The sequence below is a fragment of the Streptomyces sp. NPDC059900 genome, from assembly GCF_050270335.1.
Classification (GTDB): Bacteria; Actinomycetota; Actinomycetes; order Streptomycetales; family Streptomycetaceae; genus Streptomyces.
Genome location: NZ_JBNNJZ010001129.1, coordinates 1 through 1,201 on the forward strand (window position 1 = coordinate 1; position 1,201 = coordinate 1,201).

Annotated in this window: 1 protein-coding gene, 1 tRNA gene and 1 pseudogene; 1 reads left to right on the forward strand and 2 read right to left on the reverse strand. The window is 61.5% G+C overall.

Features of this window, described 5'->3' with window-relative positions:
• Positions 1–3: 3 nt before the first annotated feature.
• Positions 4–84: transfer RNA gene (locus tag ACQKIP_RS47815), tRNA-Tyr, on the reverse strand.
• A gap of 157 nt (positions 85–241) precedes the next feature.
• On the opposite strand from ACQKIP_RS47815, the gene ACQKIP_RS47820 reads away from it, so the two are divergent.
• Positions 242–1,030 carry an NUDIX domain-containing protein gene (locus tag ACQKIP_RS47820; protein WP_365862838.1) on the forward strand — a complete coding sequence of 263 codons (789 nt, stop codon included), beginning with the start codon at positions 242–244 and terminating at the stop codon, positions 1,028–1,030.
• On the opposite strand, the pseudogene ACQKIP_RS47825 reads toward ACQKIP_RS47820, so the two are convergent.
• A pseudogene (locus ACQKIP_RS47825) lies at positions 1,014–1,201 on the reverse strand (XRE family transcriptional regulator); the annotation flags it as partial. The gene ACQKIP_RS47820 and the pseudogene ACQKIP_RS47825 overlap by 17 nt on opposite strands.

The following is a 1,201-nucleotide window of genomic DNA, read 5'->3' on the forward strand; positions in this document are numbered from 1 at the left end:
GTGTGGCGGCGCCAGGATTCGAACCTGGGAAGGCTGAGCCGGCAGATTTACAGTCGCCTCATGACCGTCGCACTTTGATCCGCCTGACCTGGCGTTATCTAACAACCGACAGGAAGGTAGCCCCATCCCGTCCACACCTCGTCCTGATCTCGAAAATCCGCGCTCGGAGGGACCTGAGGGAACCATGGCCGTCGGCAGCTACGCTGGTTCGCACCACGGCAGAACGGAGAGTGTTCCGCGAATGGGACCGAAGACGACCAAGGTCTACGAGACGCTTCGCGAACGGCTCGCCTCAGGCCAGTACGCCGCCGGCGACAAGTTCCCGTCCGAACGCGTACTGAGCGAAGAGCTCGGCATCGGCCGGACAGCGCTCCGTCAAGTCCTCGCCCGGCTCGTATCTGAGGGAACCTTGGAAGTTCGGGGACGAAGCTCGTACCGGGTTCCGGGTGCCGTTTCCGTGGAAACGCCCAAGGGGCTTCAGCCCTGGCGAATCCACGGCGAGCGCGATCTGTACGACAACCAGTGGGTCAAGCTCCAACTGTGGGATGTCGAGCCGCCCGGCGTTGAGCGCTTCGAGCACCACGTAGTGCGGCTCCAACACGTAGCGATTACTGCCGTGGTCGACGACCAAGACCGTGTCCTCATGATGTGGCGATATCGGTTTGTTCCTCAGCGATTCGGCTGGGAGCTGCCGGGTGGGATTGTGGATACGGGAGAAGAAGCGGCGGATACTGCACTGAGGGAAGTCGTAGAGGAAACGGGTTGGCGACCCAATTCAGTCGAGCATGTCGTTACCTATCAGCCCATGGTCGGCATGGTGGATTCACCGCACGAGATCTTCGTAGCTCATGGCGCCGAAAAGGTTGGATCACCGACAGACCTCGAAGAAGCAGGCCATATCGAATGGGTTCCGTTGGCTGACATCCCAGGACTCATGGCACGCGGTGAGTTGCTGGGGTCTGGCACCCTGGTTGCCCTACTCCACATTCTTGCGAGCAGGGGTAAGCAGGGGTTTACAGGCGCTCGCTGAGCAGGTCGACGCGTCGGCGCTGGCGGACCGAACCAGTGCGGTTCGCCAGCAAGCGAGCCTGCCTCAGATGTTTTTGCGCGTCGTCGTACTCAGCCCGCACCAGATGCGCCTGAGCCAAGTCCGTGTGTAATCCCGCTCGCGCGCGCACAAATGTGGGGTCCATCCCCTTCC

What these genes read in the sequence shown, in the direction of transcription:
- ACQKIP_RS47820 (WP_365862838.1), top strand. Translation starts at nt 242, where the DNA reads ATGGGACCGAAGACGACCAAGGTCTACGAGACGCTTCGCGAACGGCTC.